Raw genomic sequence first — 22,995 nt, 5'->3', positions numbered from 1 at the left:
ATATCGATGATTAACAATGAACTCACTTTAACCGTAAATGACAACAAAATAATCGCCTGCAGACGCGGTGACAATCTGTTCAAGGTGCTGTGCAGCGCCGGATATGTGTTCAGTGGAAACTGCGGAGGTCTTGGAAGGTGTCAGAGATGTCTGGTGGATGTAAAAGGTGCGGGCACGGTAAAAAGCTGTACCTACACTATCACTGATAACATACAGATAACCATAGGTGAGGATAACATGTCAGTCCTTGCTTCGTACAAGGGTGCTGATGAATCCAACAACGTATATAATGGCGATGGTCGTGGTATAGGCATAGCTATAGATTTAGGCACTACCACCATCGCCATAGAACAGATAGATATGTCTGATGGAAGTGTCACGGACAGATGTGGATTTATGAATCCGCAAATTGAATATGGCAGCGATGTCATATCAAGGATCCGAACAGGCTCCACAGAAGATGGACTGACAAAGCTCAGAAGCTCAGTAGTCACAAGGATTTCCTCAGAGTTGGCCGGAATGGGGGATGCCCCTGCAGATATATCAAGGATAATTATTTCCGGAAACACCACCATGAATGCAATACTGGAGCGGCTGCTTCTGGACAATCTCGGGCATGCACCATTTGAGATCAGGAATCCTGACAGTATAACAGTATCAGGGAAGGATTTCTTTGATGATGAAAGATTTTGCAGTGCAGAAGTCACATGTCTTCCTAACCTCAGCGCATTTGTTGGAGCTGACGCATTGTGCGGTGCAGTCGTCTGTAACATTGACAGGTCTGACAAATATCAGTTGTTTGCAGATCTCGGAACAAACGGAGAACTCATACTTGCAAAGCAGGGCATCGGTTATGCCACCTCATGTGCATGTGGTCCGGCATTTGAGGGAATGCTGAGGAGAGGTGTTGCAGCTCCAACCACAGCCTTTGATCTGCTGAACAGACTTAATTTGCTACACATAGTGAATGACGATGGAGTCCTGGTTGATCAGTATATAGACGGCGGCTACAGACTTGCGGGTGGAGTGACAATTGACATGGATATGATCAGAAGCTTTCTCCTTGCAAAGGCAGCCATATGTGCAGGGATAGAATCCCTCATGGATATGGCGGGGATAACGGCAGAGGACGTATCACGTGTATATCTGGCAGGAGGCTTCGGGTGCAGTCTTAATATATCAAGTGCGGTAAGCCTTGGACTTTTTCCGGACAGTTTTCAGGAAAAATCAGAATTTGCAGGAAATACATCCCTGCACGGAGCACATAAGTGCTTGATTGATAAGAGTTTTATTGATAGAATATATGCGTTTAAAGAGACCCTGACTGCTGTGAATCTCGGTGAGCTTGAGGGCTTTGACAGAAGATATTACAGTCATATGGATCTCAGACCATGGACCGCACAGTCACATGGTACAAATAAATTACAACAGAAGAGTAGATTATGAAATTACTAAGTATAGCAAGCGGTAGCAGCGGTAACTGCTATTACGTCGGCAATAGCGATACCCATCTTCTTGTGGATGTAGGCATAAGCTGCAAGAGGGTTGAAAACGCCCTTAAGGATGAGGGAATAAAGCCGTCTGAACTCGATGGTGTTCTTGTAACGCATGAGCATATAGATCATGTGAAGGGCATAGGTGTTCTGGCAAGAAAGCACGGTGTTCCTATATATGCCACTGCAGGAACCATAGCTGAGATGAAGAAGATGACCTCCCTTGGCAGTATCGATGAGGGACTGTTTCATGAGATTCGTCCTGATGAAAAGATACTGATAAAGGATATAACCGTTGATCCGTCATCCATCTGGCATGACGCAGCGGATCCGGTATGCTACAGCCTGTATGGAGATGGCAAAAAAGTGTCCATAGCGACTGATATGGGCAATTATAATGATTATATTGTAGATAAGCTTGACAACTCAGATATAATGGTAGTTGAGGCCAATCATGATGTCAGAATGCTTGAGGCGGGACCATATCCTTATTATCTCAAGAGACGAATCCTTGGCAACTATGGTCATCTGTCCAACGAATTATCAGGGCAGCTCATATACAGACTTCTGAATGACCATGTGAAGGGTATCATTCTGGGACATCTGAGCAAGGAGAACAATTTTGAAGAGCTGGCATACGAGACAGTCAAGCTGGAGCTTGAAAACAATTCATACGCCAACGATGTAAGGGAATTTGGGCTGGCAGTAGCCAGAAGAGACATGCCTATGGCTGCCATAGAAGCGTAGGCTGATTTTTAGGAGTGAATAAAGATGGGTTCTGTATGTACAGGCTCCATCATCAACAAGGAGGATAAATGAAATGAAAAAGAGAATCATAACTGTAGTAGGTAAGGACAGCGTGGGAATCACAGCTAAGGTATGTGTATATCTGGCAAACAACCAGATCAATATACTTGACATATCACAGACTATAGTTGCAGGGTACTTCAACATGATGATGGTGGTTGATACACAGGAGTCATCCAAATCAACAGAGCTCATCGCATCAGAGCTCGGACAGATCGGAGAAGAGATTGGAGTACAGATAAAGGTACAGCACGAGAAGATCTTTGAGACAATGCACAGAATCTAATAATATACAGTCTGACAGACAGAAAAGAGGATATACATGATTAGCATAAATGAAGTAATCGAGACCAATAAGATGATCTCAGACATGAATCTGGATGTTCGTACCATCACAATGGGAATCAGTCTTTTGGATTGTGTAGGCACAGATGTGGATGATACATGTACAAAGATATATAACAAGATAACAACATATGCCAAGGATCTTGTATCAACAGGTCAGGAGATATCAAGAAGATATGGTATACCAATCGTCAACAAGAGAGTTTCTGTAACACCTATAGCACTGGTTGGTGGTTCCGTATGTAAGACCACCGGAGATTTTGTAAAGATAGCAAAGGCTCTTGACAAGGCTGCAGACACCATAGGAGTCAACTTCATCGGAGGATATTCAGCGCTTGTAAATAAGGGCATGACTCCTGCTGATGAGCTTCTTATCCGTTCAATTCCTGAAGCACTCTCAAGCACAGGAAAGGTGTGCAGCTCCATAAATGTAGGTTCAACCAAAACCGGTATAGATATGGATGCAGTCAAGATTCTCGGAGAGATGATCAAAGACACTGCCGAGCTCACCAAAGAAGCAGATTCCATCGGTTGTGCAAAGCTTGTAGTATTCTGTAACGCACCTGATGACAACCCATTTATGGCCGGTGCATTCCACGGTGTTACCGAGGGAGACTGTGTCATCAATGTCGGAGTCAGCGGCCCTGGTGTTGTAAAGAAAGCCCTTGAGAAGGTAAGAGGAGAAAACTTTGAGGAACTCTGCGAGACCATCAAGAAGACAGCTTTCAAGGTAACCAGAGTTGGACAGCTCGTTGCAAAAGAGGCATCCAAGATGCTCGGCGTACCATTTGGTATAGTTGACCTGTCACTTGCCCCTACTCCTGCAGTCGGAGACAGTGTAGGTGAGATTCTCGAGGAGATCGGTCTTGAATACGCCGGAGCTCCTGGTACAACAGCAGCACTTGCGCTCCTCAACGATCAGGTTAAAAAGGGTGGAGTTATGGCTTCATCATACGTCGGAGGACTCTCCGGTGCATTCATCCCTGTATCTGAGGACCAGAGAATGATCGATGCAGTTTCCGCAGGAGCATTAACTCTTGAGAAACTTGAGGCCATGACATGTGTATGTTCAGTAGGTCTTGATATGATAGCAATTCCTGGTGATACATCACCTGCAACCATATCAGGAATTATCGCTGATGAGATGGCTCTTGGTATGATCAACCAGAAGACAACCGCTGTAAGACTTATCCCTGTTATCGGTAAGACAGTTGGAGATCAGGCTGAATTTGGCGGACTTCTCGGATACGCACCTATCATGCCTGTCAACAGATTTGCATGTGATAAGTTTGTCAACAGAGGTGGACGTATTCCAGCCCCTATCCATAGTTTCAAAAACTAATATTGGATAATGCGGTATAGGATCACAGTTCCTGATACGATATAGATATAGAGGATGCGCACTGAATACGGATATTCCGTGCGCATCTCTTTTGCTGTAATTGAATATTTCCATTTGGAGATATCAGATAATATGATTACAAGAAAATTATTTAAGGATATTATTTTATGAGAAGATTAGCTTTACCGGATGAAATACTGATGAAGGTTGAAAAGCCCGCCAGATATATAGGTGGAGAATACAACAGTGTTATGAAGGACAAAGACAAGGTTGATGTGCGTTTCTGCATGTGTTTTCCTGATGTATACGAGATAGGTATGTCCCATCTCGGAATTCAGATACTGTACGATATGTTCAACAGGAGAGAGGACACATGGTGTGAAAGAGTTTATTCGCCATGGCCTGATCTGGACGCGGAGATGAGAGAACATGACATCCCTCTGTTCGCGCTGGAATCCCAGGATCCTATAAAGGATTTTGATTTCCTTGGAATAACACTCCAGTACGAGATGTGTTACACCAATATTCTTCAGGTGCTTGATCTGGCAGGGATCCCACTCCGTACAAGAGACAGAAAAAAGGGAGACACACTTGTTATAGGCGGAGGCCCATGCTCATACAATCCTGAGCCTATAGCAGACTTCTTTGACATATTCTATATGGGTGAGGGTGAAGTATCATATGATGCACTTCTGGAGCTTTACAAGGTGTATAAGCACTCTGATATGACCAGGGAAGAATTTCTCATAAAGGTGTCCAACATTCCGGGATTATACGTTCCTGAGCTCTATGAAGTCACATACAAGGAAGATGGCACGATAGCTTCATTTGCTCCTAGATTTGAAGATGTGCCTGCCACGATAACCAAGACAGTCGTCATGGATCACAGCAAAGTCACATACCCAGAGAAGCCTGTTGTGTCATTCATGAAGCTCACTCAGGACAGAGTTGTTCTTGAGATCATGCGCGGATGTATAAGAGGCTGCAGATTCTGCCAGGCTGGAATGATATACAGACCAACCAGACCTAAGGATGTCAATCTGTTAAAGGGCTATGCTGAGAAAATGCTGGCAAGTACAGGACACGAGGAGATAACCTTCAGCAGTCTGTCGTCGAGTGATTACGAGGAGCTTCCGGAGCTCACAGACTGCCTGATCGAGAAGATGGACAATGAGCATGTAAATATCTCTCTGCCATCGCTCCGTATAGACGCCTTCTCTCTGGATGTCATGAGCAAGATCCAGGATGTGAAGAAGAGTTCACTTACATTTGCCCCTGAGGCAGGAACGCAGAGACTCAGAAATGTTATAAACAAGGGTCTCACAAAGGAGAACATAATGGATGGTGCCCTGAAGGCCTTCAAAGGCGGCTGGGATAAGGTGAAGCTGTACTTCATGATGGGCCTTCCTACTGAGACATATGACGATATTGCCGGGATTGCAGACCTGTCGGAGGAGATCACTGAGCTTTTCTTTGCAAATATCCCAAGAGAAGAACGAAATGGACGTGTCATGGTCACCGCATCGGCATCATATTTTGTGCCAAAGCCATTTACTCCGTTCCAGTGGGCTCCGATGATAAGGCCTGAGGAATTTGTCAAGCGTGCATACTTTGTGAAGGACAGATTCCGCGCAGAGAAAAACCATAAGAGTCTTAAGTTCCAGTACCACGAAGCAGATATCACCATACTTGAGGGACTGCTTGCTCGAGGCGACAGGAAGCTCTGCGATGTAATATATGATGTCTATAAGGCCGGTCAGATATTTGACGCATGGACAGAGTTCTTCAAAAAAGAAAACTGGGACAACGCCATGGCAAAGCACGGTCTGGATATAGATTTCTACACATACCGGGACAGAAATGTTGATGAGATACTTCCATGGGATTTCATTGATATAGGAGTCACAAGAAAGTTCCTTGAGAGAGAGTGGGAGAACGCCCAGAACGAAAAGGTAACCCCTAACTGCAGACAGCAGTGTTCCGGCTGTGGTGCCGCAAGATTTGGAGGAGGTGTATGTTTTGAAAATAAGAATTAAATACTCCAAGCTCGGTAACCTCAGATTTATAGGACACCTTGACGTTATGAGATATTTCCAGAAGGAGATAAGACGTGCCGGTCTGGATGTGAGCTATTCCAAGGGATATTCGCCTCACCAGATCATCTCGTTTGCCGCTCCGCTGGCCATGGGGATCACTTCTGATGGCGAATACTTTGACGGAGAATTTGAATCCGTTACAACATCCAGAGAGATGATCGACGCATTGAATGCCGTATCGGTTGATGAGATGAAGGTCACTGAGTGTGTACTTCTTCCCGATGATGCAAAGAACTCCATGTCAGTTGTGTCAGCATCGGACTATGTCATCTCATTCCTTGACAAAGCAGGAACTGAAGAACGGCATAATATACTGGACAGTGTGGAATCCTTCATGTCGCAGGATCAGATCGTCATTCTGAAAAAAACAAAGAAGAGCGAACGCGAGGAGAATATAAAACCTGGTATCATGACCTGCGAGCTGAGGGACGATCAGATATATATGCTGCTGTCAACCGGAAGTGAATACAACCTCAAGCCGGAGCTCGTCATGCAGGCTCTCTGCGCGTATGCGGGTGTCAGTCACAACCAGTTCCATTATCATATTCACAGACTGGAGACGTACATGGATGGCCCTGATGGCAATATAATACCTCTATACAAGGCCGGTTCACCATTCTAAGAGTCTGCCTGACCGTATATTTGAAAGATTATAAGGGGAATATCACATGAGAAAGCTGGTAGTTACACACTACGACAACAAAATATTACAGGCTGTTATACAGGCTGGCAAAGTCACAGATCTTAACCTGTCAGAGGGCAGTACAGTCCTCGGCAATATCTATGTGGGCAAGGTGGCCAACATCGTAAACAATATAAATGCCTGCTTCGTGGATTACGGTGACAGACTTCCCTGCTACTACAGTCTGGATGACAATGATATTATATACGCCGATGGCAGGGAGCACACAAAGCTCAGGATCGGCGATGAGATAGTCGTTCAGATCAGCCGTGACGCAGTCAAGACCAAGAACCCTGTTGGTTCATCGGAGCTCACCCTCCGCGGGGATTACTGTGTGGTCCACACCGGGGAACAGATCGGTGTATCGAACAAGATAAGCAGCAGAAAGCTCCGGGACGAGCTTAAGGACATCGCGCGAAATACCCTCCCGGCGGGTATAGGTTGTATCATTAGGACAAATGCTGTGGATGCGGACCCTGAACTCATAAAACGTGAACTGAATGAGCTGGGCGGTCGTCTCACGCAGATCCTGAAGGCCGCAGCAACCAGAAAATGCTTTTCCTGTCTGTACCGGAATCCACCGGAATATATAGAAAACATAACTTTCATGGGAAGTAATAAGCTAGATTCACTGGTAACCGATGATGAAGAAATATTCCACGTATTTGAGGATTACATAGAGAAAAAACAGCCTGGAACAATAGACTTAACGCTTCATACCGATACAGAATGTCCGCTTACGGCAATCTACAATCTCAATAAAGAAGTGGAGGGAGCTCTAAAGGAGAGAGTATGGCTTAAGTCAGGTGCCTACCTTATAATCCAGCAGACTGAGGCCATGGTAGTTGTGGATGTGAATACAGGCAAGGCTATATCAGGCAGAGATATGGAACAGCACATGCTGAAGGTCAACACCGAGGCTGCCATCGAAACCTGCCGTCAGTTAAGACTCCGCAATCTGTCAGGGATAGTAGTCATAGACTTTATAAACATGAAGAATCCCGATGATATTCTCAGGATACGTGATACCCTGATAAGAGAGCTGGCAGACGATCCTGTACCAGCCAAATTCGTAGATATCACCAAGCTTGGACTTATAGAGCTGACCAGAAAGAAGTTAAAGAGACCGCTTCACGAAATGGTTAAGCTTTGATGAATATAAATCAAAAAATATTGTAAAAATATATCAGAAAATTATTGACAAATAATCATCTCAATGGTAGATTATATGAGTATGCCGCACAGTTAGGTATAAGTGTGTCAACAGACACCACCAAAACTGGCGAGTTTGATTAAGGAGGTATTAACCATGTACGCAATTATAGCAACAGGCGGTAAGCAGTACAAGGTAGCTGAAGGAGACGTGATCAAGGTTGAGAAGCTCGCAGCAGAGGCTGGAAGCGAAGTAACATTTGATGATGTTATCTTAGTAAGCACTGATTCAGACGTTAAGTGTGGAGATGCAGTTGCTAATGCATCTGTAACAGCATCAGTAGTTGGTGAAGGCAAGTCTAAGAAAGTTATTGTTTACAAGTACAAGAGAAAGACTGGCTATCACAAGAAGAATGGTCACAGACAGTCATATACTAAGGTTGAGATCAAGAAGATCAACGCTTAATTGGTATTGATTGTATCGATTATAAGACATGATTGATGTAGTTATTTATCAGAACAGCAATTCGGAATATATAGGATTTAAGACAGATGGACATGCGGAATATGATGATCCTGGACAAGATATCGTCTGTAGCGCAGTTTCAGCGATCACGATAACCATCCTGAACTCTGTTGAGAAGCTTTCAGATGTGAATTTCACACTTGACTGCGATCAGGAGAGCGGAAATATGGATTTCATATTCACAGAGGAGCCGGATATCAAGGCACAGACTTTGATGCAGGCGCTTGTGATCGGTATATCCGGAATCGAAGAATCCTATGGCGATTATATTTGTATGACCTTTAAGGAGGTGTAATTGACATGATGAAGATGGAACTTCAGTTTTTCGCTCATAAGAAAGGTGTAGGTTCTACAAAGAACGGCAGAGACTCAGAGTCCAAGAGACTTGGCGCTAAGAGAGCTGACGGTCAGTTCGTAAAGGCTGGTAACATCCTTTACAGACAGCGTGGAACAAAGATTCATCCAGGTCTTAACGTTGGTATCGGCGGAGATGACACACTGTTCGCTACAGCTGATGGTATCGTTAGATTTGAGAGAAAGGGTAGAGACAAGAAGCAGGTTTCTATCTATCCAGTAGTTAACGAGTAATATTGGATATATATAAGTAATACTATCAAGAGACTGGAGTAATTTTTATTATTCCAGTCTTTTTTTACAGACAAAAGTGCAGATATGGGGTATACTATGAAATAGTGTGCAGATGTATCTGCAGAACTTGACACAGGTAGTTTAGACATTGAATATTCGGTATAGAATATCTGACATAGAAAGGCGGTATATTATGTTTGCCGATAGAGCCAGAATATATGTGAGATCAGGCAAGGGCGGTGACGGACATGTATCCTTCAGAAGAGAGAAATATGTTCCAAACGGCGGTCCTGACGGCGGTGACGGCGGTAATGGCGGTGACGTTATCTTTGTTGTCGACGAGGGAATGAACACGCTCACTAACTATAGACATGTGACAAAATACAAAGCCGGAGACGGTGAAGAGGGCGGCAAGAAGAACTGCCATGGCAGCAATGGTGCCGATATCGTGCTCAAGGTTCCACCTGGAACTGTTGTCAAAGATTCAGAGACAGGTAAGGTTATTCTCGATATGGCATACAAGAAGGAACCTGTTGTTTTCCTTAAAGGAGGCCGTGGTGGCCGTGGCAACAGAACATATGTAACTTCGACCATGCAGGCGCCAAAGTATGCACAGCCTGGTCAGCCAGCCAAGGAGCTTACAGTAGATCTTGAACTCAAGTGTATAGCTGACGTAGGACTTGTCGGATACCCAAGTGTAGGTAAATCAACCTTCCTTGCAAGAGTTACGAATGCCCGTCCTAAGATCGCGGCATATCATTTTACCACTTTAGTTCCGAACCTGGGTGTGGTGGATCTCGGGGATAAGAACGGCTTCGTGATCGCAGACATTCCAGGCATAATTGAAGGTGCGTCAGAAGGAACAGGTCTTGGACTTCAGTTCTTAAGACATATAGAGCGTACAAAGGTTATAATCCACATCGTGGATGCAGCCTCGGTGGATGGAAGAGATCCGATCAATGATATCCACGTAATCAATGAAGAGCTCAAGAAGTACAATAAAGACATCGAGAACCGTCCACAGGTTATAGCAGCCAACAAGGTCGATCTTCTGGATGATATGGGCTATGAGACTGTCATAGAGATGCTTAAGGAGGAATTCCCGGAGGATGAAGGATATAAGATATTCCCTATATCTGCAGTATCAGGAAAGGGTATCAATGAACTTCTCTGGTATGTCAATGACCTTGTAAAGCAGTCTCCAAGGGAGATCATCGAATTTGAACCTGAGATAGATCTGTCCATGCAGGATGATCCTGAGCTTCCATTTGAAGTCAGAAAGTCAGACGAGGAAGAGGGTGTATATATCGTCGAGGGTCCACGAATCGAGAAGATGCTCGGATATACGAACCTTGAATCTGAGAAGGGCTTTGATTTCTTCCAGAAGTTCCTCAGAGACAATGGAATACTTGCACAGCTTGAGGAGCTTGGCTGTGTAGACGGAGATACTGTAAGAATGTATTTCCTTGAATTTGATTATTATAAGTAAAGGAATAAACACGTATGAATAGCAAACAGAGAGCATATTTAAAGGGGCTGGCACAGACCATCCAGCCTATACTCAACATAGGCAAATCATCACTCACACCTGAGTTCACAGAATCTGTTGCAGAGGCTCTTGAGGCGAGAGAACTAATCAAGATCTCTGTTCTCAAGAACTGTCTTGACGATCCTCGTGAGATAGCAGCTATGCTCGGTGAGAGAACCCACTCACAGGTAGTTCAGGTGATCGGCAGAAAGATCGTTCTGTACAAGGAGTCAAAGGAACATAAGAAAATCGAACTTCCATAGGGGGGAATAAGCCATGCTGGCACAAAAAGCAGGACATGTAGGTATACTCGGCGGAACATTCAATCCTATACACTATGGACATATAGAGCTTGGCGTACAGGCACTGGAACAGTTTAGACTGGATAAAGTGCTTGTGATGCCCAACAATAAGCCTGGTTATAAAGATATTTCCAACGAAGTTACAACAGATCACCGGGTCAACATGATAAAACTTGCCATAGATGGCATAAAAGGGTTGGAGTATTCTGATTTTGAGCTCAGACGTCCCGGGATCACATACACCTCAGATACGCTTGAGGCCCTTCATGAGTTATATCCTGACGTTCACTGGTATTTTATCATGGGCGGGGATTCCATTATGTATTTTGACCACTGGCACAGACCTGACATCATATCAAGGCATGCAACGCTGCTTGTCACAACAAGAAGTGGAGCTCCTGAGGATATGATCAACGACAAGATAGCAAGCCTGCAAAGCCTGTTTCCGGCTTCTGATATCCGCCGGGAGTACATCCACCAGCACGATATATCCTCAAGTGATATAAGAGCTGCTGTGCGGTCAGGAGAAGATATCAGGGATATGGTTCCCGACAGCGTGATAACATATATCAGGGACAATGGTCTATATCACGTTTGATCTGGCAGGTATAACAACATATATTGAATATTACTTATACTTGAACATTTGCAACAGATAGGAGATAAGATGAACAGATTTGAGATGCGTGAGCGCCTTGAAAACAAGCTCACAAAGAAAAGATTTGAACATTCACTTGGTGTGGAATATGTATCAGGCTGCCTGGCCATGGTTCACGGAGCAGATGTGAACAAAGCTTTGACTGCCGGACTTCTACATGACTGCGCCAAATGTCTGCCTGCAGACGAGAAGATAGCAAGATGCAAAAAACACGGACTTCCAATAAGCCAGGTCGAATTTGCTAACCCTGAGCTTTTACACGCAAAGCTGGGAGCATATTACGCAAGAGAAAAATACGGAGTTGACGATGAGGACATCCGATCGGCTATAGAATTCCATACAACTGGAAGACCGGCTATGTCGCTTCTGGAAAAGATTGTTTTTGTGGCTGACTATATAGAGCCGAACCGTAAGCCTTTGCCGGAGATAGATGAAATAAGAAATGAGGCATTCTCCGATATTGACGCTTCGGTGGCCCACATATTAAAGAATACTTTAACTTATCTGGACAGTGGCAGCTGTGGAGACACGGACGAAATGTCTGTCCGGACATATAAATATTATACATCATTGAACAGTGAGGACTAATATGGCAGATTCCAGAGAGATGCTCAAGATAGCATGTGCTGCTCTTGAGGATAAAAAAGCATTTGACATTAAGATCATAGACATAAGCAGAATTTCAACCTTATGTGATTATATAGTGATAGCTGACGGAACAAATAAAAAACAGGTTCAGGCACTCAGCGATAATGTTGAGGACAATATGCACGAAGCTGGATATTCCCACAAGGGAGTGGAGGGATATTCTGAAGGTGGATGGATTTTGCTGGATTATTATGATATAATAATCCATATATTTTCTGAAGAATCAAGAAGATTCTATAACATAGAGAAGATATGGAGTGACGGAGATATTGTATCTCTGGACAGCATATAAGATATTCAGTTTAAAATAAGATTGGGTTGCAAGTAAGAATTTGGGGATTAAAACATGGAGAGTAACAGGCTATTAAGCGACAATTATATCAAGATCAATCATATTGCCTCCAAATGTATGAGGCTTTTTGCTATATTGATACTTTTGTACTGGGTATTTACATATATTGGAGGGCAGTGCAATATAGTGCTCCTGTGTTCCTGCATGGGAGTATGCTGTATTCTGACCCTTATACCTACGATTTTTATTGATCTACTTAAGAACAATGAGGGCAAATGTATAAAATATGTGGTAATTGCATTGGCTGTACTCATATGCTCCATACTCAATACAACTTTATCGTACACAGCTATGATCGTCTGGATATTTCCTATGCTTGTAGCTTCCCTTTATTATAACAAGACAATGGTTCTCTATACTGCGCTTTTATCTACAGTCGGTGTATTCGCTGCAGATATAGTCAATTACAGATTATGTGATCTTGTTATTCCACCCGCACATGATGATTTTGCTGACAATATGATACTGGTCATAGCGCCATGTGTTATAGCCATTTTTATCATGTCATTTGTATCATATTTCATAGTATCAAGAAACTCAACAATGCTCAATAATGTTATAGACCATGCTGAAGAGGTCAAGACTAATCAGAAGGAACTCATATATGCGTTTGCCGAGCTCTCTGAGAGCAAGTCAAAATCAACAGGTGAGCACATCAAGAGAGTTGCAAAATACATGGAGGTTCTTGGAAAGGCATCCGGTTTTGATGACGATTATGTTGACATGCTTTCAACCGCAGCCATGATGCACGATATCGGCAAACTGATGATCAGCGAAGAAATACTCAACAAACCTTCCCGTCTTACAGATGAGGAGTTCGCCATTATGAAGAGTCATGTATTATATGGCGACGCACTTCTCTCAAAATGTCCGGGACAGATCCTTCAGATTGCAAGAACGATCGCCAAGGAACATCATGAGAAGTGGGATGGCTCTGGATATCTGCATATGAAGGGAGAAGAGATCGCATATATCAGTAGGCTTATGGCTGTATGTGATGTATTCGATGCCCTTACATCAGCAAGATACTACAAGAAAGGCTGGTCTATGGAGGAGGCTTATACCGAGATAGTAAGCCAGAGTGGTAAACAGTTTGATCCAAAGGTGGTATTATTATTCCAGGCTCATTTCAAGGAATTCAAACAGATAGCAGAACAGAATGCTGATAAGCACATATACTAAAATGTGATTACTTAAAAATAGGCTAAATATACATTAAGCTAATAGGCTAAAAAACTGCTTTTATGGTTTTTTAGCCTATTTTTGTTGGATTTAGACTTGAAATAAGCTAATTAATTGGTATAATGTAATTAACAAGTTGATATAAATTAACTATTTTTGAAGTTAATTTACTTTTAATAAGCCCCCTCTTAAAAAATATGACATAAATTGATCCCCAGGTCATATACGTAAATGTTGCTGACGTATGTTGACCTGGGGATCTCTTTCTTAATGGATTTATTATATTATATTGTAATTACATCTGCCTAAATAATCCGATAACCTTTCCGAGTATATCGCAGTGGCCTACGATAATTGGATCCATATAATCATTCTCCGGCTGAAGTCTTATATGACCATTCTCCTTAAAATATCTCTTTACTGTAGCCCCGTCATCGATAAGTGCAACCACAATATCACGATTGGAAGCAGAAGAGCATTGTTCAACAATAAGGAGATCACCATCGTTGATTCCGATGTTGATCATACTTTCGCCCTTAACGCGAAGCATGAATGTCTGATTATTGGTGTTATGTAAATATTCCGGTGGAATAGGAAAATAATCCATAATATTCTGTGTGGCAAGGATAGGAAGTCCAGCTGCAACCTGTCCAACAACAGGTATATTAATAACCTCACGCCTTGACAATGCAAAATCATCATCTATTATCTCTATAGCCCTTGGTTTTGTTGGATCACGCCTTATATATCCGTTCTCCTCAAGAGATGCGAGATGAGCATGTACTGATGATGTAGACTTGAGTCCAACAGCCTTGCAGATCTCTCTTACTGAAGGTGGATAGCCCTTCTTAAGCTGTTCTTCCTTGATATATTCCAAAATCTCTGTCTGCTTATCAGATATCTTTCCTTTTCCCATGTATATTGAACCTCCACAAATAAATTCTATTTAACATAATCTGTTATATACAAAATATGATAGCACATATGTTCTGATATTGCAAACGAATGTTCTGTTTTAATTTTGCTTTGTTTTGAATATTCTTGACCGGATCTATTCTTTCGTGGGAATAAAAATGGACACTTGATAGTGCATAATATAGGAGTATTAAGGATTCAGAGTTACAATACGAACTGCAGTCGTACAAGTGTTCGAAAATCACTTGACAACAAAACATCTGTTCGATATAATACGAACATAGTAACAAACATACGTTCAGGAGGGATAGAGATGAATAGATTATTTAATTTCATTAGCAATAAAAAGGTGACAATAATTGTAGCCATAATCATAGCAGCAGTATTATATGTTTCGATCACACACATGGATGCATCCGAAGCTGATGCCACCAATGCCAGCACCAAGTATTACACATGTATATCCGTTGAGTCTGGCGATTCACTTTGGGATATAGCCCAGAAGTATATGACTGATGAATATACATCAACCCAGGATTATATCGATGAAGTTGTCTCGATCAACAATCTGAACAACGATTCATCGATAGTAGCCGGAACCAACCTGGTAATACCATATTATGAAGTGACTGATCTCAATTAAACAAGGAATTAGATGTTCTTGATCAACGCATATAGATTCTATTAAATGATAGATTCTATATGCGTTTTCTGTTTAGATTTTTGCTTAAAGAGTCGTAAGAATCAGTGAAAGCAGTGCAGTTGGAATGTATTTTAGTCTATATGTTTCTATTCGCTAAACTCAGGTTTTACGAAAAAATATAGCATATTTTATTAGATTATGCTATAATCCATTTAGTCATATACATGAATATGCCCACAAATTAACATATATCAGGAGGTTTCAAATATAACGATGCCAGCCAAGCCATACAACAAACAGGTCGATGAGAATAATATATTATTGCTCAGAGATATTCTTTCCGAGTTACCACAATACGCAACGATCGCTTTTCGTGGAATTGAGAATACTACATCCACAAGAACACGCCTTGGTTACGCCAGGGATATAAAAACATTCTACGAGTATTTATGTGAAAATAACCCATTCTTTCGTGATAAAACTCCACTTGATATTACTACTGAGGATCTCAGCAGACTTGAGGCCGAGGACATCGAGGAGTTCCTGCATGCCATGAAGCTTTACACTAAAAACGGACGTACATACACCAACGGTGAACAGGCGTTAAAACGCAAATTATCTGCACTCCGGGTATTTTTTGCATACCTGTATAAAAACGACCGTATAAGCTCAAACGCTGCAGAAAAGGTCGACATGCCAAAGATACACGATAAGAAAATTATACGAATGGAGCCAAACGAGGTTGCAGATTTTCTTGATAATGTTGAGTATGGCAGCGGCCTGACTGAACGCCAGAAAAAATATCATGAGAAAAATAAAGTCCGTGACCTGGCGCTTTTATCACTTATGCTCAGCACCGGCATGCGTGTATCCGAATGCGTTGGAATTGATATACGTGACGTTGATTTCGATAATATGCGGATTAAGATCGTTCGAAAAGGTGGCAAGGAGGCATACGTATACTTCAGTGATGAGGCAAGTGAAGCTTTGCTTGAATATCTTGATGAAAGGAAAAAATTGATACCGGAAAAAGGCCATGAGGATGCGTTATTTCTGTCCGGTCAATTAAAAAGAATATCTGTCAGATCAGTTGAGAATATTGTAAAAAAATACTCTCTTACCTCCGTTCCTTTAAAGCATATAACACCTCACAAACTCAGGAGTACGTTTGGCACTGAGCTTTATAGGGCTACAGACGACATATACCTGGTGGCGGACGTATTAGGCCACTCGGATGTAAATACAACAAGAAAACACTACGCTGATATGGATGAGGACAGAAAACGTCGTTTCAGGAACGAAGTACAGCTTCGTGAAAAACGCACAATTAAACCATAATAATATTATGTTAACTTAAGGAGTATTTTTATGAAATCACAAAAGCTTTTATCATATACAAGACGAGCTATAACTGATTACGATATGATCAGTCCCGGTGACAAGATAGCCATAGGAATATCCGGAGGCAAAGACAGTCTGACACTTTTATATGCAATGTCCAAACTGAAAAAGTTTTATCCCATACCATTTGAAATTGAAGCTATAACCGTAGATCTTGGATTTAAGGATTTTGACACGTCCAGACTTAAGGAATATTGCGAGTCACTTGGAGTCAATTATACGGTTTGCAAAACTCATATAGGCGAGATCGTTTTCGATTACAGGAAGGAACCTAATCCATGTTCACTCTGCAGCCGTATGCGTAAAGGAGCCTTCAATGATTGTGCTGCAGAACTTGGCTGCAACAAGATCGCATATGCCCATCACAAGGATGACGTTATAGACAGCTTCCTGATGTCCATGCTGTATGAAGGGCGCATTCACACCTTCTCTCCTGTCACTCATCTGGAGAAATCAGGTGTCACACTCATAAGACCTCTTATATACGCCCTGGAAGGCGAAATAAGAGCATTTGCACGCGCCAACGATCTTCCAGTCTACAAGAACCCTTGTCCCGCTGACGGCGTCACAAAACGTCAGGAAAGCAAAGACATTATAGACGAACTCAAAGTACGCGTGCCTGATGTAAAAGATCGTATATTTTCCTCCATCGAGGGTGCCGGAATAGACGGATGGTCAAGGCACTGATTAATAGCTTATAGATATAAAAAATGAATCCAATCACAAAACAAAAATGACAGTAAGCGTTTAACAAACAACCTACTGTCATTTTTTATATACAAGATTTTATAATAACATTATTATGATGATATATTACAATTTTCAATAATAATCATGACTGAGATCAATAATTATTTACAATGTCATATAACAGATCTATCGTCTTATCTATGCCGTACTTCGAAGTATTGATACATATGTCGTATCCCTTCATCTCGCCCCATCTCTTGGATGTATAATAGTTGTAATATGAAGCTCTGGCCTTGTCTTCCTTCTTGATCATATCCTTGGCCTTCGATTCACTTATGTTGTACTTCTTGGCGATTCTGGCTGTTCTGTCATCCATGTCTGCATACAGGAATATATTCACCACGTTGTCCAGATCCCTGAGTGCGTAATCAGCACATCTGCCGACAAATACACATGAACCATCTTTCTCTGCAAGATTCTTGATGGTGTCAAATGCCGCAAGGAAAACTTTGTGGTTGAGAGGAAGCTCTGTTGAATTGCCAAATCCCAGTGAATATGGATCCATCACCAGTGAGTAAAGAAAGCTATTCGTAGGCTTTTCGTCAAAGCTGTCAAAAATCTCTTCACATATTCCACTGTTCTTTGCTGCCTCTTTAAGTAACTCCTTGTCGTAAAATGGTATGTTCATCTTTTCTGCAAGAGCTTCTCCGATCTGCTTGCCTCCACTTCCGAACTGTCTACCTATAGTAATAATCTTCTTCTCTGCCATAGTAACCACTCCCATCTTCTCGTATTCTCCATGTAAGAAATATCAAAATATATTACTTATGTACAAAATACTTAAATTCCTATATGGGTTATTATAACATTTATACAATAAACTGTAAATAAAAAAGTATAGACAATTGCACGTAATTTGTGACAATTGTCTATACTCGTTTGTTACATTATATTAATTTAACAGTTTTAGCTTCTTTATAAGATCTTCAAAATATTCCGGCAGATCAGCCTTGAACTCAACGTATTCCCCGGTTGAGGGATGTTCAAAACCGAGAATACCCGCATGCAGCGTCTGTCCCTGCAGCTTAAACGGACATTTCTTCGGTCCATAAACTTCATCCCCAAGTATGGGATGTCCAATGGATGCCATATGAACTCGGATCTGATGTGTCCTGCCGGTCTCAAGCTGACACTCAATAAAGGTATACTTTCCTCCAAAACGCTCCAGAACCCTGTAATGTGTGACGGCATGTCTGCCATTTCTGGTATTGATCGCCATCTTCTTCCGATCCTTAGGACTTCTTCCAATCGGCGCATCCACAGTACCATCATCCTGTGCGATATTTCCATGGACTATGGCATAATACTTTCTGGTTATACTATGCTCGTGAAGCTGCTCAGACAATGATCTATGGGCATTATCGTTCTTACACACCACAAGTACACCTGTTGTATCCATATCTATCCTGTGAACGATTCCCGGCCTGAATTCCCCATTTATACCGGAAAGGGAATCCTTAAAATGGTACATCAGTCCGTTGACCAGAGTCCCACTGTAGTGTCCCGGTGCCGGATGGACCACCATTCCCTTTGGTTTATTCACAAGTATCACGTCATCATCCTCATATATGATGTCGAGCGGTATGTTCTCAGGCTCAATGTCAATGCTGACCGGATCCGGCACAGATATATCAAAAATATCTCCAGTACGTACACTGTAGCTCGGCTTTGAAGCCTTACCGTTGACCTGAATATATCCGTCATCAAATAACTTCTTTATGAAAGATCTCGAATAATCGCTGAAATACCCGCTGAGAACCTTGTCTATTCTTTTCCCTGCCCAGTCGCTGCTGGCTTCGATGTTATATTCTTCCATATACTATTCCTGTCCATCTGTCTGTTTTTGGTGTATGATCTCTGAGAGCTCATCATCCTTATACTTGAACAGCACCAGAATAACTATAACAATAAAACTGCATGTGACAAATATATCTGCGACATTGAATACCGGGAAGTTAATAAGGCAGAAGTCAAACATGTCAACCACATATCCACGGGCAACTCTGTCGATCATATTGCCGACAGCTCCCGATATGAGAAATACCAGTGATATCCTGAGCGGTGTATATTTCTTTTCCTGATTGTCTGCAAGCCTGATGTATACATATATAGCCGCAAGCAGGATAACAAATGTTATCGCAAGCAGGAAAACGATCTTACCTGAGAAACTTCCCCAGGCCGCACCTCTGTTCTGAACATAGTTGAGCTGGAAAACTCCGTCAATTATTTTCCTTGTCTGTCCAACCTGAAAGTTGGTGGATATGAGATGTTTCACCAGTTGATCTAAAGCTGTAAGAATAATAATGGCAAGTATAGCCATCGGTATTCTCTTTTTCATAATATCCGTTCCTCCTTTGAACATCAATGCCACTCAAATGCCTTTTTCATATCATCAGGAACGACATCGGTATTGATATATGCATCGCCAATAGTGTGAAGAAGGATAAATTTTATCTTGCCCCCAACCATCTTCTTATCGTTCTTAGTGTACTCTATGACAGCATCTGCATCGACAGGGTGGTCCTCAAGAGTAGGGAAACCAAACATATCAAATGCGTGTATGATCTTATGAAGCTCGTCCTCTGTGATGTCACCCCTGTTGTATGAGATAACAGACGCAAGGCAGCATCCGATGCCGACACATGCCCCATGACTCAGCTTAAGGTCGAGGTATCTCTCTATGGCATGTCCAAGAGTATGTCCAAAATTGAGCAGGGCTCTGTCGCCCTTCTCAGTAGGATCGTTTTCCACAACAACTCTCTTGATGTTGCAGCTCACCCTGATCATCTCCATCAGGACATCCTTATCCCTTGCAAGTATTCTGTCGTGATTTTCTATAAGCCAGTCAAAATATGCAGAATCCTTTATGAGTCCATGTTTTATGATCTCACCCATTCCCGAAATAAACTGCTCATCGGATAACGTGGTGAGTGTTGACACATTGATATACACAAGCTTTGGCATGTGAAAGGCTCCGACCATGTTCTTATATGAATCAAAGTCAACGCCTGTCTTTCCACCAATACTGCTGTCCACCTGTGCCAGAAGACTTGTAGGTATCTGTACAAAGTCTATGCCTCTGAGATACGTTGCAGCAGTAAATCCGGTTATATCGCCCGTCACGCCGCCTCCAAGAGCCACCAGAAGATCTTTTCTGTCAAACTTTGCAAGAATAAGCTTCTCGTAGATCATCTTTACTGTATCAAGATTCTTCTGAGACTCACCGGCCTCAAATATAATAGATATCAATTCTTTGCATTTTCCATCAAGCTGAGTCCTGATCTCATCGAGATAAAGAGGCGCAACGTTACTCTCTGTAACGATACATACCCTTCTATCAGCAATTCCCTGTCCGGCTAAAAGCTCAGGCAGGGAATTAAAATCGTTTGCAAAGAAAATGTCATAGATTGGTTCATCATTCAGATGAACTGTGAGTGCATTACACATATAAACATTCTCCATTAGTATAAAATATATTGTTAGTTTCCAAATGGATTAACAAATGACTTACCGCCAAGATTCTTTGTGTATACAGACGAATCACTTGTAACACTTCCGCCACCGGCACCGCCAAGTGTTGAATCACCCATGGCTGAGCCGCCTCCTGATCCGAGAGTTGATTCCTCACGGCCCTGTGGATCGCCGTCATAGGAGTTCATAAACGAATTCATGGCTGCGCTCTGTGTCGACTGTGAATAAGAAGCATTTGAACTGCCCTCGCTTAATACATCGTCGAAATTAAGCCCCATCTCCTCATTGATAGGATTCTGGGCAAGGTAATTCATATGGGCTTCCATCAGAGCCTTGAATGCACATACATAGTCCTTGTACTGCTGTTTTATTCCATCAATACTTCCCTCTATGCGCTCAAGCTCCTCCCTGGCCTCCTGCACTATATTATTAGCCTTGATCTTGGCATCATTCTCTATCAGTCTCGCCTTATCAGTGGCGTTCTTTGTAGACTCCTCAGCATTCTTCTCTGCTAGCATGAGAGATTTCTGAAGCTTTGACTCGGTTGTTCTGTAATGTACTAAACTGTCAGTCAGAGTTTTCACCTGATTGGTAAGATCTGCATTGGACTTATACAGTTCTGTGTAGCTGAGCACAACTATGTCAAAAAATGCATCTACATCTTTTCGCGCATATCCCATTCCATGCGTGAACTTCTTCTGTTGTAAATCAACTGGTGTAAGCATATGTAATCCCCCGTAAAAACATATATTAATAAGTTGCCTTACTTGAAAGAGTTTCCCCCTGAAGAGATCCTCCAGCCAATTCCTCCCTTAAATCACCAGATACGTAGGTTCCATTAGGTGTGGCAAGGAATATGTTGCCCGAAATAGCCTGAAACAGACCATCCACAGCATAACTTGCTCCTCCAATGAAATCCGCTATTCTCTGTGCAGTTGGAAGATCAAGATCCTCCATGTTTATTACGATTATCTGTCCTCGATTGAGATGATCGATTATCATCTGCGCATCGTCAAACTCGTCCGGCTTGATAACAAATACTTCACTGTCATCCATTGCTCTGGATCTGCTGTTGATCGATACGAGCTTTCCATTACCTGCTCCTGACTGCTGACCATGAGAAGATCTTGCAGCTTTTGATCTGGCCGATCCATTGTCAGATGATGCAGAACCTTTGTACTTATTAAAGGACTTGAGCGGTGAAGCCTTCACTCTGGACTCTGTCTGAGGCGCATCGTAATCATCCTCATCATCGTACTCATCGTCTAAGCGATCGTCCATATCGTCTTCATCTTCATAGTCATCTTCATCTTCATCAAACAAATCATCATCAAAGTCATCGTCGCTTGAATCACTTAATTTGAAATAATCAAGAAAACTTTTCTTTGTATTTCCCTTTGCCATGATTGTTCTCCTTTAAATATTATAATTTCTGGCACCGAATATTCCCGTGCCAACTCTAACCAACGTTGCACCTTCTTCAACTGCAACTTCATAGTCGTTTGTCATACCCATCGACAAGACGCTCATATCGATATTATCAATGCTTTTAGATTGTATGTCAAGTGATAAATCTTTCAATTTGCGGAAATAGACCCTGTTGTCCTCGGGATCATCCACAAATGGAGCGATAGTCATAAGACCCTTAACCCTGATATGAGGGAAATCTTTTATCTCCTGGATAAGCGGAAGTACCTCGTCGCATGACAGTCCAAATTTTGTTTCTTCCTGTGCAACATTTACCTCAATGAGAATATTGACTGTGACATCATGCTTTGCAGCCTCCTTCTCAATGGTTTTGGCAAGATTTAACGAATCAACGGAGTGTATCATACACACCTTATCTACAATGTATTTTACCTTGTTCGTCTGCAGGTGACCTATCATATGCCAGTTTACAGGTCTTGAGACATTCTCGTATTTGTCCACAAGCTCCTGAACCTTATTCTCACCAAAATCAACGGCATCCGTATCACTGAGCAATTCCTCTATATCTGACAAAGGCTTTGTCTTGCTAACGGCGATCAGAGTGACATCCTCCGGTGATCTGCCGGCCTTTTCACATGCCCTGACTATGTTTTCTTTTACTTTTTCGTAATTTTCTTTAAGCATAT

At 42.2% G+C, this 22,995-nt stretch carries 27 protein-coding genes; 19 read left to right on the top strand and 8 right to left on the bottom strand.

Annotated features, from left to right (window positions below):
• The first annotated feature begins 6 nt into the window (after positions 1–6).
• The 16 genes from DWW70_RS01630 (at position 7) to DWW70_RS01555 (ending at position 13,701) form a co-directional block, all read left to right on the top strand.
• Positions 7–1,446 (top strand): ASKHA domain-containing protein, encoded by a 1,440-nt coding sequence (locus DWW70_RS01630; protein WP_118649332.1) that lies wholly within the window; start codon positions 7–9, stop codon positions 1,444–1,446.
• Positions 1,443–2,240, top strand: coding sequence for an MBL fold metallo-hydrolase (locus DWW70_RS01625; protein WP_117548954.1), 798 nt, complete (start codon positions 1,443–1,445; stop codon positions 2,238–2,240). The genes DWW70_RS01630 and DWW70_RS01625 overlap by 4 nt, the downstream gene beginning before the upstream one ends.
• Positions 2,241–2,313: 73 nt before the next feature.
• On the top strand, positions 2,314–2,586 hold the full coding sequence (locus DWW70_RS01620; RefSeq protein WP_015534945.1) for an ACT domain-containing protein: 273 nt from the start codon (positions 2,314–2,316) through the stop codon (positions 2,584–2,586).
• A 36-nt stretch (positions 2,587–2,622) separates the two neighbouring features.
• Positions 2,623–3,987 (top strand): PFL family protein, encoded by a 1,365-nt coding sequence (locus DWW70_RS01615; protein ID WP_022216453.1) that lies wholly within the window; start codon positions 2,623–2,625, stop codon positions 3,985–3,987.
• A 167-nt stretch (positions 3,988–4,154) separates the two neighbouring features.
• Positions 4,155–6,023, top strand: coding sequence for a TIGR03960 family B12-binding radical SAM protein (locus DWW70_RS01610; RefSeq protein WP_055144429.1), 1,869 nt, complete (start codon positions 4,155–4,157; stop codon positions 6,021–6,023).
• Positions 6,007–6,705 (top strand): TIGR03936 family radical SAM-associated protein, encoded by a 699-nt coding sequence (locus DWW70_RS01605; RefSeq protein ID WP_055222657.1) that lies wholly within the window; start codon positions 6,007–6,009, stop codon positions 6,703–6,705. The genes DWW70_RS01610 and DWW70_RS01605 overlap by 17 nt, the downstream gene beginning before the upstream one ends.
• Before the next feature lie 46 nt (positions 6,706–6,751).
• Positions 6,752–7,918 (top strand): ribonuclease E/G, encoded by a 1,167-nt coding sequence (locus tag DWW70_RS01600; RefSeq protein ID WP_055222656.1) that lies wholly within the window; start codon positions 6,752–6,754, stop codon positions 7,916–7,918.
• 156 nt (positions 7,919–8,074) lie between these two features.
• Complete coding sequence (rplU, locus tag DWW70_RS01595; RefSeq protein ID WP_004850943.1) at positions 8,075–8,383, top strand: 50S ribosomal protein L21; 309 nt, start codon at positions 8,075–8,077, stop codon at positions 8,381–8,383.
• A 28-nt stretch (positions 8,384–8,411) separates the two neighbouring features.
• Positions 8,412–8,738, top strand: coding sequence for a ribosomal-processing cysteine protease Prp (locus tag DWW70_RS01590; RefSeq protein WP_118649147.1), 327 nt, complete (start codon positions 8,412–8,414; stop codon positions 8,736–8,738).
• A gap of 5 nt (positions 8,739–8,743) precedes the next feature.
• The gene (gene rpmA / locus DWW70_RS01585) at positions 8,744–9,031 is read left to right on the top strand and encodes a 50S ribosomal protein L27 (protein WP_004850948.1); all 288 of its coding nucleotides are present in this window, start codon (positions 8,744–8,746) and stop codon (positions 9,029–9,031) included.
• Positions 9,032–9,224: 193 nt separating this feature from the next.
• Positions 9,225–10,520, top strand: coding sequence for a GTPase ObgE (obgE, locus tag DWW70_RS01580; RefSeq protein WP_055144437.1), 1,296 nt, complete (start codon positions 9,225–9,227; stop codon positions 10,518–10,520).
• A gap of 14 nt (positions 10,521–10,534) precedes the next feature.
• Positions 10,535–10,822 (top strand): ribosome assembly RNA-binding protein YhbY, encoded by a 288-nt coding sequence (yhbY, locus tag DWW70_RS01575; protein ID WP_022216458.1) that lies wholly within the window; start codon positions 10,535–10,537, stop codon positions 10,820–10,822.
• A gap of 13 nt (positions 10,823–10,835) precedes the next feature.
• The gene (gene nadD, locus DWW70_RS01570) at positions 10,836–11,459 is read left to right on the top strand and encodes a nicotinate (nicotinamide) nucleotide adenylyltransferase (protein WP_022216459.1); all 624 of its coding nucleotides are present in this window, start codon (positions 10,836–10,838) and stop codon (positions 11,457–11,459) included.
• Between the two features lie 69 nt (positions 11,460–11,528).
• On the top strand, positions 11,529–12,107 hold the full coding sequence (yqeK, locus tag DWW70_RS01565; protein WP_082418046.1) for a bis(5'-nucleosyl)-tetraphosphatase (symmetrical) YqeK: 579 nt from the start codon (positions 11,529–11,531) through the stop codon (positions 12,105–12,107).
• Position 12,108: 1 nt separating this feature from the next.
• Positions 12,109–12,459 (top strand): ribosome silencing factor, encoded by a 351-nt coding sequence (rsfS, locus tag DWW70_RS01560; RefSeq protein WP_022216461.1) that lies wholly within the window; start codon positions 12,109–12,111, stop codon positions 12,457–12,459.
• Between the two features lie 54 nt (positions 12,460–12,513).
• The gene (locus DWW70_RS01555; protein WP_055222651.1) at positions 12,514–13,701 is read left to right on the top strand and encodes an HD-GYP domain-containing protein; all 1,188 of its coding nucleotides are present in this window, start codon (positions 12,514–12,516) and stop codon (positions 13,699–13,701) included.
• Positions 13,702–13,996: 295 nt separating this feature from the next.
• On the opposite strand, the gene lexA is transcribed toward DWW70_RS01555, so the two are convergent.
• Complete coding sequence (gene lexA, locus DWW70_RS01550; protein WP_055272991.1) at positions 13,997–14,617, bottom strand: transcriptional repressor LexA; 621 nt, start codon at positions 14,615–14,617, stop codon at positions 13,997–13,999.
• Positions 14,618–14,929: 312 nt separating this feature from the next.
• Here lexA and yneA point away from each other — a divergent pair, with 312 nt between their 5' ends.
• From yneA to DWW70_RS01535, 3 genes are all read left to right on the top strand, one after another.
• Entirely contained in the window at positions 14,930–15,259 is a 330-nt protein-coding gene (gene yneA, locus DWW70_RS01545; RefSeq protein WP_015534940.1) for a cell division suppressor protein YneA, read from the top strand.
• A gap of 273 nt (positions 15,260–15,532) precedes the next feature.
• The gene (locus DWW70_RS01540; RefSeq protein WP_055144446.1) at positions 15,533–16,597 is read left to right on the top strand and encodes a tyrosine-type recombinase/integrase; all 1,065 of its coding nucleotides are present in this window, start codon (positions 15,533–15,535) and stop codon (positions 16,595–16,597) included.
• 30 nt (positions 16,598–16,627) lie between these two features.
• Positions 16,628–17,347 carry a tRNA 2-thiocytidine biosynthesis TtcA family protein gene (locus DWW70_RS01535; protein WP_118649146.1) on the top strand — a complete coding sequence of 240 codons (720 nt, stop codon included), beginning with the start codon at positions 16,628–16,630 and terminating at the stop codon, positions 17,345–17,347.
• A 157-nt stretch (positions 17,348–17,504) separates the two neighbouring features.
• On the opposite strand, the gene DWW70_RS01530 is transcribed toward DWW70_RS01535, so the two are convergent.
• The 7 genes from DWW70_RS01530 to DWW70_RS01500 all read right to left on the bottom strand — a co-directional run bounded on the left by DWW70_RS01530 (position 17,505) and on the right by DWW70_RS01500 (position 22,993).
• Positions 17,505–18,119 (bottom strand): cytidylate kinase-like family protein, encoded by a 615-nt coding sequence (locus tag DWW70_RS01530; RefSeq protein WP_022216466.1) that lies wholly within the window; start codon positions 18,117–18,119, stop codon positions 17,505–17,507.
• Between the two features lie 183 nt (positions 18,120–18,302).
• Positions 18,303–19,226, bottom strand: coding sequence for an RluA family pseudouridine synthase (locus DWW70_RS01525; protein WP_118649145.1), 924 nt, complete (start codon positions 19,224–19,226; stop codon positions 18,303–18,305).
• A 3-nt stretch (positions 19,227–19,229) separates the two neighbouring features.
• A complete protein-coding gene (gene lspA, locus DWW70_RS01520; RefSeq protein ID WP_118649144.1) occupies positions 19,230–19,748 on the bottom strand; it encodes a signal peptidase II in 519 nt (172 codons plus the stop codon).
• A 23-nt stretch (positions 19,749–19,771) separates the two neighbouring features.
• Entirely contained in the window at positions 19,772–20,857 is a 1,086-nt protein-coding gene (aroB, locus tag DWW70_RS01515; protein WP_118649143.1) for a 3-dehydroquinate synthase, read from the bottom strand.
• A 32-nt stretch (positions 20,858–20,889) separates the two neighbouring features.
• The gene (locus DWW70_RS01510; protein WP_015534936.1) at positions 20,890–21,606 is read right to left on the bottom strand and encodes a DivIVA domain-containing protein; all 717 of its coding nucleotides are present in this window, start codon (positions 21,604–21,606) and stop codon (positions 20,890–20,892) included.
• Positions 21,607–21,631: 25 nt separating this feature from the next.
• Entirely contained in the window at positions 21,632–22,285 is a 654-nt protein-coding gene (locus DWW70_RS01505) for a cell division protein SepF (protein WP_015534935.1), read from the bottom strand.
• Positions 22,286–22,297: 12 nt separating this feature from the next.
• A complete protein-coding gene (locus DWW70_RS01500; RefSeq protein WP_015534934.1) occupies positions 22,298–22,993 on the bottom strand; it encodes a YggS family pyridoxal phosphate-dependent enzyme in 696 nt (231 codons plus the stop codon).
• Positions 22,994–22,995: the final 2 nt, after the last annotated feature.

Origin of the sequence: Coprococcus sp. AF16-5, assembly GCF_003479365.1 — a bacterium.
In the GTDB taxonomy this organism is placed as follows: domain Bacteria; phylum Bacillota; class Clostridia; order Lachnospirales; family Lachnospiraceae; genus Coprococcus; species Coprococcus aceti.
The sequence above is the reverse complement of the archived record's forward strand: the minus strand, read 5'-3'. Positions and strand labels throughout refer to the sequence as shown.

Bases quoted from the DNA above. Each gene is read 5' to 3' on its own strand.
- DWW70_RS01630 (WP_118649332.1), top strand. From the start codon at position 7: ATGATTAACAATGAACTCACTTTAACCGTAAATGACAACAAAATAATC.
- DWW70_RS01625 (WP_117548954.1), top strand. From the start codon at position 1,443: ATGAAATTACTAAGTATAGCAAGCGGTAGCAGCGGTAACTGCTATTAC.
- DWW70_RS01620 (WP_015534945.1), top strand. From the start codon at position 2,314: ATGAAAAAGAGAATCATAACTGTAGTAGGTAAGGACAGCGTGGGAATC.
- DWW70_RS01615 (WP_022216453.1), top strand. From the start codon at position 2,623: ATGATTAGCATAAATGAAGTAATCGAGACCAATAAGATGATCTCAGAC.
- DWW70_RS01610 (WP_055144429.1), top strand. From the start codon at position 4,155: ATGAGAAGATTAGCTTTACCGGATGAAATACTGATGAAGGTTGAAAAG.
- DWW70_RS01600 (WP_055222656.1), top strand. From the start codon at position 6,752: ATGAGAAAGCTGGTAGTTACACACTACGACAACAAAATATTACAGGCT.
- rplU (WP_004850943.1), top strand. From the start codon at position 8,075: ATGTACGCAATTATAGCAACAGGCGGTAAGCAGTACAAGGTAGCTGAA.
- DWW70_RS01590 (WP_118649147.1), top strand. From the start codon at position 8,412: ATGATTGATGTAGTTATTTATCAGAACAGCAATTCGGAATATATAGGA.
- rpmA (WP_004850948.1), top strand. From the start codon at position 8,744: ATGATGAAGATGGAACTTCAGTTTTTCGCTCATAAGAAAGGTGTAGGT.
- obgE (WP_055144437.1), top strand. From the start codon at position 9,225: ATGTTTGCCGATAGAGCCAGAATATATGTGAGATCAGGCAAGGGCGGT.
- yhbY (WP_022216458.1), top strand. From the start codon at position 10,535: ATGAATAGCAAACAGAGAGCATATTTAAAGGGGCTGGCACAGACCATC.
- nadD (WP_022216459.1), top strand. From the start codon at position 10,836: ATGCTGGCACAAAAAGCAGGACATGTAGGTATACTCGGCGGAACATTC.
- yqeK (WP_082418046.1), top strand. From the start codon at position 11,529: ATGAACAGATTTGAGATGCGTGAGCGCCTTGAAAACAAGCTCACAAAG.
- rsfS (WP_022216461.1), top strand. From the start codon at position 12,109: ATGGCAGATTCCAGAGAGATGCTCAAGATAGCATGTGCTGCTCTTGAG.
- DWW70_RS01555 (WP_055222651.1), top strand. From the start codon at position 12,514: ATGGAGAGTAACAGGCTATTAAGCGACAATTATATCAAGATCAATCAT.
- lexA (WP_055272991.1), bottom strand. From the start codon at position 14,617: ATGGGAAAAGGAAAGATATCTGATAAGCAGACAGAGATTTTGGAATAT.
- yneA (WP_015534940.1), top strand. From the start codon at position 14,930: ATGAATAGATTATTTAATTTCATTAGCAATAAAAAGGTGACAATAATT.
- DWW70_RS01540 (WP_055144446.1), top strand. From the start codon at position 15,533: ATGCCAGCCAAGCCATACAACAAACAGGTCGATGAGAATAATATATTA.
- DWW70_RS01535 (WP_118649146.1), top strand. From the start codon at position 16,628: ATGAAATCACAAAAGCTTTTATCATATACAAGACGAGCTATAACTGAT.
- DWW70_RS01530 (WP_022216466.1), bottom strand. From the start codon at position 18,119: ATGGCAGAGAAGAAGATTATTACTATAGGTAGACAGTTCGGAAGTGGA.
- DWW70_RS01525 (WP_118649145.1), bottom strand. From the start codon at position 19,226: ATGGAAGAATATAACATCGAAGCCAGCAGCGACTGGGCAGGGAAAAGA.
- lspA (WP_118649144.1), bottom strand. From the start codon at position 19,748: ATGAAAAAGAGAATACCGATGGCTATACTTGCCATTATTATTCTTACA.
- aroB (WP_118649143.1), bottom strand. From the start codon at position 20,857: ATGTGTAATGCACTCACAGTTCATCTGAATGATGAACCAATCTATGAC.
- DWW70_RS01510 (WP_015534936.1), bottom strand. From the start codon at position 21,606: ATGCTTACACCAGTTGATTTACAACAGAAGAAGTTCACGCATGGAATG.
- DWW70_RS01505 (WP_015534935.1), bottom strand. From the start codon at position 22,285: ATGGCAAAGGGAAATACAAAGAAAAGTTTTCTTGATTATTTCAAATTA.
- DWW70_RS01500 (WP_015534934.1), bottom strand. From the start codon at position 22,993: ATGCTTAAAGAAAATTACGAAAAAGTAAAAGAAAACATAGTCAGGGCA.